Origin of the sequence: Streptomyces misionensis (assembly GCF_007896895.1) — a bacterium.
Lineage (GTDB): Bacteria > Actinomycetota > Actinomycetes > Streptomycetales > Streptomycetaceae > Streptomyces > Streptomyces misionensis_A.
The window spans coordinates 57,012-64,536 of record NZ_VOGW01000105.1 but is presented as its reverse complement, the minus strand read 5'-3'; the positions used below and the strand labels follow the sequence as shown (position 1 = coordinate 64,536).

Genomic DNA, 7,525 nt, shown 5'->3' with positions numbered 1-7,525 from the left:
TGGACGGCGGGCCACGCCCCCGGTGACGTCCTGGGCCTCGCGCCCGCGCTGGCCGCCGCCGGTTACCTGGTCCTGCTGCCCAACCCGCGCGGCAGCAGCGGACGCGGACTCGACTACGCCCGCGCCGTCGTCGGCGATGTGGGCGGCGCCGACCTAGACGACGTGCTGAGCGGGGTGCGGCGGCTGATCGCCGACGGGCTGGCCGACCCGGACCGCACCGCCGTCCTCGGCCACAGCTACGGCGGCTACCTCGCCGCGCTGGCCGCCGCCCGCACCGGCCTGTTCCGCGCCGCGGTCGTGGTCTCCGCCCCGACCGACTGGCAGAGCTTCCGCGACAGCAGCAACATCGGCGGCGGCTACGACGACACGTACGGCATCGCCGCGCCGCCGCCCGGCGTGCCGGGCCCCGGCGGTCTGCGGCTGCGGTCCGCCGTCGCCGCCCACGGCGGCCCCGGCACCCCCACGCTCGTCATCCACGGCGCCGAGGACCGGGTCACCCCGGTCGGCCAGGCCCATCAGCTGTACCGCACGCTGCGCCGGGCGGGCCGCGCCCCCGTCGAGCTGTACGTGTATCCGGGCGAGGGCCACGAGTTCACCGACCCCGGCCGTCTGCTGGACGCGACGGCCCGGGTGGCGGCGTGGCTCGACGCCCATCTCGCGGACCCGGCCGAGCCCGCGCCGGACCCGGCCGCCGTCCTGCCCGCCGCACCCGCCGCACCCGCCGCACCCGCCGCCGAGGGAGCCTTCCGGTGAACCGCGGACCCCTTCCGCTGCGCTACGTCCTCACCCGCGTCGGCGGCACCCTGGTGCTGCTGTTCGTGCTGTCCGTCGCCGTGTTCGCGCTGCTCCGGATCGCGCCCGGCGACCCCGCGCGCACCCTGCTCGGGCAGCGCGGCGCCACCCCGCAGGCCCTCGCCGCCGTCCGGGCCAGGTACCACCTGGACAGCCCCTTCGCCGCGCAGTACCTGCACTGGCTCGGCGGTGTCCTCCATCTCGACCTCGGCACCTCGATCCGTACCGGCGCCCCGGTCTCCGCCACCATCGGCGGCCGGCTGGCCCTCACCGGGCAGCTGGTCGGACTGGGTCTCGCCGTCGCGCTGCTGCTCGGCATCCCCGGCGGAATCCTCACCGCGCTGCGGCGCTACCGGGCGACCGACCGCGCGGTGCAGACGGCCGGCCTGGTCGCCCTGTCCACACCGGCCTTCGCGGGCGGCCTCGTGCTCATCTACCTCTTCTCCCTGATGCTGCGCTGGTTCCCCGCCTACGGCCCCGGCCAGGGCGGCGGCGACCGGCTGCACCACCTGGTGCTGCCGGCGGTGACCCTCGCGCTGAGTGTCACGGCGGTCCTGCTCAAGCTCACCCGGGCGGCCGTGATCCGCGAACTCGCCAAGGAACACGTGGTGTTCGCCCGCGCCCGGGGTGTGCCGGAGCGCCGCATCCTGGTGGACTACGTGCTGCGCGGCGCCCTGGTGCCGGTCCTCACCGGTGTCGGTCTCGTCGTCGCCTACCTGCTGGCCGGAACCGTGCTGGTGGAGCAGGTCTTCGCCCTGCCCGGCCTGGGCTCCCTGCTGGTGGAGTCCGTGACCTACCGGGACGTGCCGCTCGTCCAGGCCGAGGCGCTGTTCATCGCGACGCTGGTCGTCCTCGCGGGGCTCGTCACGGACCTCGCGCAGCCGCTGATCGACCCGCGGCTGCGGCCCGCCCGCACGGGGAAGGGGAACGCGCGATGACGGACCACCCGACGGCGGCCGGACCCGCGGACAGGACCGGCACCACCGCACGGCGGCCCCGGCCGCGCATCCGGCCGCTGACCGCCGCCGGTGCCGCCGTCGCCGTACTGCTGCTGGCCGCCGCCGCCTTCGGGCAGTCGCTGCTGCCCGGCTGGGACGCCCAGGACATCGCCGCCGGGGCCCGGATGCCGGGGGGCGGGCACCTCCTCGGCACCGACGCGCTCGGCCGCGACATCGCCGAGATGACGATCGCGGGCGCGCGGTCCACCCTGACCGGCGCCGCACTGGTGGCGCTCGGCTCCATGCTGATCGGCAACGTCCTCGGCCTGCTCGCCGGATACCTGGGCGGCTGGACCGACATGCTGGTACGGCGCTGGGCCGATCTGCTGCTCGCCGTGCCCGCGCTGCTCGTCACCCTGGTGGTGGCCGGCATCGGGGGCGGCGGCTACGCGCTCGCCGTGTGCGCGCTGATGGTGCTGACCTCGCCGTCGGACATCCGGCTGGTGCGCACGGCCGTCCGCGAGCAGCGGCACCTGCCGTACGTGGAGGCCGCGGAGACGCTCGGGCTGCCCCGCCGCACCGTGATGCTGCGGCACATCTGGCCCAACACGCTGCCGGTGGCCGTCGCGAACACCCTGCTGAACTTCGCGGGTTCCGTCGTCGCGCTCAGCTCGCTGTCCTTCCTCGGCCTCGGGGTCCCGCCGGGCGCGCCGGACTGGGGGCGCATGCTCGCCGAGAACCGGGACCTGCTCTACACCAACCCCAGCGCGGCCCTCGCGCCGGCGGTCCTCATCGTCCTCTCCGCGGTCGTCCTCAACCATCTGGGGGACCGGGTGCTCGAGGTGTTCTCCAAGCGAGGCAATGCGTGATGACCACATCCACCCCCACCGCCGAACCCGGACCCGGCGCCGGAACGCCGACCGCGTCACTGCTCGACGTCGACGGGCTGCGCATCGCCGCCACGGCGGGCGCACGGCACTCCATCGTCGACGGGGTCTCCTTCGCCGTCGCCCCCGGCGAATGCGTCGGTGTGGTCGGTGAGTCGGGCAGCGGCAAGTCCCTCGCCGTGCGCGCCGTCACCGGGCTGCTGCCGGACGGTGTGACGGTCACCGGCGGCACCGTCTCCCTCGGCGGCCAGGACGTCCTGGGGCTCGGCCCGCGCGCCCGCGGCGCCCTGCGCGGGCGGCGCGTGGCGCTGCTGATGCAGGACCCGTTCACCATGCTGCACCCCCAGCTCACCTGCGGGCGCCAGATCGCGGACGGGCTGCGGGAGGAGGAGCACCCGCGCCGGGGCCGCGCCGCCCGGGCCGCCCGCCGGGCCGAGGTGGTCCGGCGTCTCGCCGAGGTCGGGCTGCCCGCGGAGATCGCCGACCGCTACCCGCACGAACTGTCCGGCGGCATGCTCCAGCGTGCCGCGACGGCCGCCGCCCTGGCCGCGGACCCCGATCTCCTGATCGCGGACGAGCCGACCACCGCGCTCGACTCGGCCAACCAGGCCGCCGTGCTCGCTCTGCTCGGCCGGCTGCGGCACGAGCGGGCCATGGGGCTGGTCCTGATCACCCACGACCTGCGGGTGGCGTTCTCCTCCTGCGACCGGATCTACGTGCTGTACGCGGGCAGTGTGCTGGAGCACGGCCCGGCGGGCGACGTCCAGGCCGCGCCGCAGCACCCCTACACGGCGGCGCTGCTCGCCTCGGAGCCCTCCGTGTTCCGGCGCAAGGACCCCCTGCCGTCGATCCCCGGGTCCGTCCCGCCGCCCGGCAGCCGGGGCGCGGGCTGTCCGTTCGCCGTTCGCTGCGCCCATGTGGCGGCCGAGTGCCGCACCGCGCCGCTCACCCTGGCCGCCCCGCCCGCTGGCGCGCCGGGCGCGGACCGCCGGCGTACGGCGTGCGCGAGGATCGGCGCGCTCACCGCGTTGCCGGGTGCGGCCGGGGAGGACACCGGGGACGCCGGCCCGCGGCAGGCCCGGGAGGAGCGGACGGCGGGCGCCCCGCACGCAGGCCCTCGGCGGTCCGACGCCGCCCTGGTGGTCGAGGGTGTCGGCCGCCGGTTCGGCACCGGAGCGGACGCCGGGCACCAGGCGCTGTCGGATGTGTCGTTGACGGTTCCGGCGGGTGAGATCACCGCCCTCGTCGGGCGCTCGGGGTCCGGCAAGACGACGCTCGCGCGCATCGCCATCGGGCTGGAGACGTTCGACTCCGGAACCGTGCGCAGCGGGCCGGTGGAACTGCGCGCGGGCGGCAGGCCGGGCCCGGCGGACCGGCGCAGGCTCGCGGCCCACACCCAGATCGTCTTCCAGGACCCGTACGCGTCCCTGAGCCCGCTGCGCACCGTGGGCGCCACCCTGCGCGAGGCGCTCGCCGCCGCGCGGCGCAACGGCCTTGCCGTGGACGGCGATCGGGACCAGGCGGTACTTGCCCTCCTGGACCAGGTGGGCCTGCCCGCGCACTACGCGGACCGGCGTCCCGCCGCCCTGTCCGGGGGTGAGCGCCAGCGGGTCGCGGTGGCGCGCGCGCTCGCCGCCCGGCCGAGGCTCCTGATCTGCGACGAGGCCGTGGCCGCCCTGGACGTCTCGGTGCAGGCCCAAATCCTCGGGCTGCTGGCCGAGTTGCGGCGGAGCCAGAACTTCGCCGTCCTCTTCATCACCCACGACCTGGCCGTGGTGCGGCAGATCGCCGACCGGGTCGCCGTGCTGTCCCGTGGACGCGTCGTGGAGGAGGGGACCACGGCGGAGGTGCTGGACCACCCGCGCCACGAGGAGACCCGGCGGCTCCTCGCCGCGGTGCCCGAGCGGGAAGTCGCCGACTAGAGTGGGCCGCTGACCTGCCGTCGGCCCGCCGCACGGACACCCAACGGATGAACAGCGAGGGACCGGTGACCGAGACGACGCCCCCTGCCGCCGTCCCGCCCCCGGCCGCGTCCCCGGCGTCACCGGCCGACACGGTCCGCGCCTCGCTCGCCGGGAACCTCCACCGGCTGCGGCTCGCGCGGGGTCTGAGCCTGCGCGAGCTGTCGGCCGGCACCGGCGTCAGCAAGGCGCTGCTCTCGCAGATCGAGCGCTCCGAGGCCAACCCCACGGTGGACGTGCTGGTCCGGATAGCGACGGCGCTGGAGACCACCTGCGACGAGCTGCTGCGCCGGCCGCTGCTGCGCCCCGAGATCGTCCGGGCCGCCCAGCTGCCGGAGCCGCCCGACGAGACCTCCGTCAACCTGCTGTTCGCCGACCCCGAACCACGGCGCACGGAGATGTACCGCACCCGTCTGCACCCGCACGCGCAGAGCCAGCTCAGCTCGCACGGTGCCGGTTCGGTGGAGTACGTCGTCGTGCTGTCCGGCGCGGTCGCCCTGGTCGTCGAGGGCGAGGAGCACCACCTGGCCACCGGGGACGGCGCCCGCTTCTCGGGGATGAGCAGCCACTACTACGCGACGTACGACGCGCCCGCCGTCACCCTCACGACGGTGGGATACCGTTCCTGACCGCATCCGCCCGCCGCGCGCGCCTTCACCGCGTCGTGAACTCCCTTCAGCGAAGGGCCGGTCGGCTGGTCCCGCCGGACGCCGCCGGGCGCCCGGCTGCGGCGTCCAGTGCCCGCCGGGCCTCGGCCACCACCTCCGGATCGGTGACGAAGTGGGTGTCGTCGGCGGCGCAGGCGCCCGCGACGCCGAGGGGTGTCCAGGTGCCGCCGCGCCGGGGTTCGGCCCGGGTCTTGGCGGACAGGTGAACGGCGGCCACCCCCGCGGCCACCAGGGCGGGGATGTCGGCGGTGCGCACGCCGCCGCCCGCCATCACCTGCACACCGGGGGCGGCGGCGGTCATGGCGGCGAGGGTGGCCAGCCCCGCGGCCGCGGTGGCCGCGCCGCCGGAGCTGAGGACCCGGGTGATCCCCAGTGCGGGGAGCGAGGCCGCGACGGCGACCGGGTCCGCGGACTGGTCGATCGCCCGGTGCAGGGTGATCTCCACCGGGCGCCCCCGGTCGCGTGCGGCGTCACGGGCGGCATCGGCCAGGCGGGTGACGGCACCGGTGTCCAGGGCGCCCTCGGCGGTCAGCGCGCCGACGACCACGCCGGCGGCGCCGGACGCGACGACCGAGCGGACCTCGGCGGCCATCAGGGCGATCTCCTCGGCGTCGTACACGAAGTCGCCGGGCCGGCACCGCACCAGGGCGTGCGCCGGCAGCCCGGTGGCGGCGACCGCCTCCACCGAGGCCGCCGACGGGGTCAGGCCGCCCAGCTCCAGCCCGGTGCAGAGTTCGACCCGGTCCGCACCGTGGTCGCGGGCGGCGCGGGCGCCGGCCGGGGAGGTGACGGCGATCTCCAGGGCGGCTCGCGGCGTACCGGTGCCGTCCGGGGCGGCGGGCCGGTCCTGGTGGGGGGCGGCAGCGGTGCGGTCCGTCACTCGTCGTCCCCGGTGAGCGGCCGGTCGGCGGCCGGGATGATCCGGGCCGTCAGGTCCGGGTCGGCCATGTCGCGGTCGAAGGGGAACATGGGCCGGCGGATGCGGTGGTGGCCGAGCCGTACCAGGTCCTGGTCGACGCCACCGGGGGTGAGGGCCATCTTCCAGGCCGCGGCCATGTCGAACAGTTCCGGCTCCAGGTAGCCGATCTTCACGATGACGATGTCGGCGGAGCGCGGGTCGAGGTCCAGGTCGGTGAAGTCGTGCTCGTGGTGGTAGGGCTTGCGCAGCCGGGTGAGGATCGCGTACACGCTGCCGACGCGGATCACGACCTCGGTCTCGGCGTCGCGGTCGCCGTGCCGGATGGCGTGCACCACGCCCGTGAGGGTGACGGGACCGGCGTGCCGGTCGTCCACCTCGGCCCCGGCGGTGACGGTGACGGTCGCGCCCACGCCGGCGGCGACCGCGGTGTCGACGGCGGCGGGGCCGGGCACCGAGGCGTACAGGACGGTCGGTCCGTCGTCCTTCTGGAACTCCGGGCGCTCCAGCAGCCGGGTCAGGCCCCAGGTGACGTCGCCGGCGCCGCCCGCGGTGGGGTTGTCGCCGGTGTCGCTGATGAAGTAGGGCCGGTGGGCCGAGCGCAGGGCCTCGTCGAGGAGGCCGTCGAAGGTCCCGGTCGGGGCGACGAAGCCGAAGTCGTGGCGGGCCTCCCAGAAGCCCCGGGCGAGGCGTTCGGCACCGGCCGCCACCGCCTCGCGGTCGGGGCCGGTCACCACGACGGCCGCGCGGTTGCGGGGCGCGTCGGCCCAGGCGTAGCCGACCCATATCGCCGCGTCGGTGACCCCGGCCATGGCCTCGACCTCGTCGACCGCCGCGTACACGCTCTTCGCGGGCTCGATGCGGGTGGAGGTCTGTTCTCCGGCCAGCAGCACCGGGACCGGCACCCACGCCTTCACCGGGCGGGGGGCGCCGGTGGCGAGCAGGTCGACCAGGTTGCGCACCGCGCGCTCCTTGGTCTCCATGTGGTCCTCGTGCGGGGCCATCCGGTAGCAGGTGATGAGGTCGCTGCGGTGGGCGAGTTCACGGGAGACGTTGCCGTGCAGGTCCATCGAGGTGGAGACGATCACGTCGGGGCCGACGGTGGCGCGGATGCGTGCCAACAGGACGGCCTCGGGGTCCTCGACGCCCTCCACGCTCATCGCGCCGTGGATGTCGTACCAGAGGCCGTCGAGCGGGGGCAGCGCGGCGAGCCGGTCGACGAGTTCGTCGGTGAGCGCGGACCAGGCGGCGGCGGTGACCATGCCGCCCGGCAGCGACTTGCCCACCAGCGCGCCGTGCCAGTCGGCGGCCTCGCGCAGCTCCTCGCCGGGGGCGAGGAAGGGGTAACGGCCGAGCACGTCGG

7 protein-coding genes are annotated in these 7,525 nt (G+C 76.1%); 5 read left to right on the top strand and 2 right to left on the bottom strand.

The window, feature by feature from the left end:
* The 5 genes from FRZ03_RS18880 to FRZ03_RS18860 all read left to right on the top strand — a co-directional run.
* Positions 1 to 753: alpha/beta hydrolase family protein (locus FRZ03_RS18880; RefSeq protein ID WP_261399253.1), on the top strand; the 753-nt coding region annotated here is incomplete at its 5' end.
* The gene (locus FRZ03_RS18875; RefSeq protein WP_146466337.1) at positions 750 to 1,730 is read left to right on the top strand and encodes an ABC transporter permease; all 981 of its coding nucleotides are present in this window, start codon (positions 750 to 752) and stop codon (positions 1,728 to 1,730) included. The genes FRZ03_RS18880 and FRZ03_RS18875, both read left to right, overlap by 4 nt.
* On the top strand, positions 1,727 to 2,599 hold the full coding sequence (locus FRZ03_RS18870; protein WP_146466371.1) for an ABC transporter permease: 873 nt from the start codon (positions 1,727 to 1,729) through the stop codon (positions 2,597 to 2,599). Before FRZ03_RS18875 ends, FRZ03_RS18870 begins: the two co-directional genes overlap by 4 nt.
* A complete protein-coding gene (locus FRZ03_RS18865; protein ID WP_146466336.1) occupies positions 2,599 to 4,539 on the top strand; it encodes an ABC transporter ATP-binding protein in 1,941 nt (646 codons plus the stop codon). Before FRZ03_RS18870 ends, FRZ03_RS18865 begins: the two co-directional genes overlap by 1 nt.
* Positions 4,540 to 4,586: 47 nt before the next feature.
* Positions 4,587 to 5,207: a helix-turn-helix domain-containing protein gene (locus FRZ03_RS18860; protein WP_146466335.1), complete on the top strand. Its 621-nt coding sequence runs from the start codon at positions 4,587 to 4,589 to the stop codon at positions 5,205 to 5,207.
* A 46-nt stretch (positions 5,208 to 5,253) separates the two neighbouring features.
* Here FRZ03_RS18860 and FRZ03_RS18855 read toward each other — a convergent pair whose 3' ends face one another.
* Entirely contained in the window at positions 5,254 to 6,048 is a 795-nt protein-coding gene (locus FRZ03_RS18855; RefSeq protein ID WP_146466370.1) for a copper homeostasis protein CutC, read from the bottom strand.
* A 74-nt stretch (positions 6,049 to 6,122) separates the two neighbouring features.
* On the bottom strand, positions 6,123 to 7,525 hold a 1,403-nt coding region (locus FRZ03_RS18850; protein WP_146466369.1), incomplete at its 5' end, for a M81 family metallopeptidase.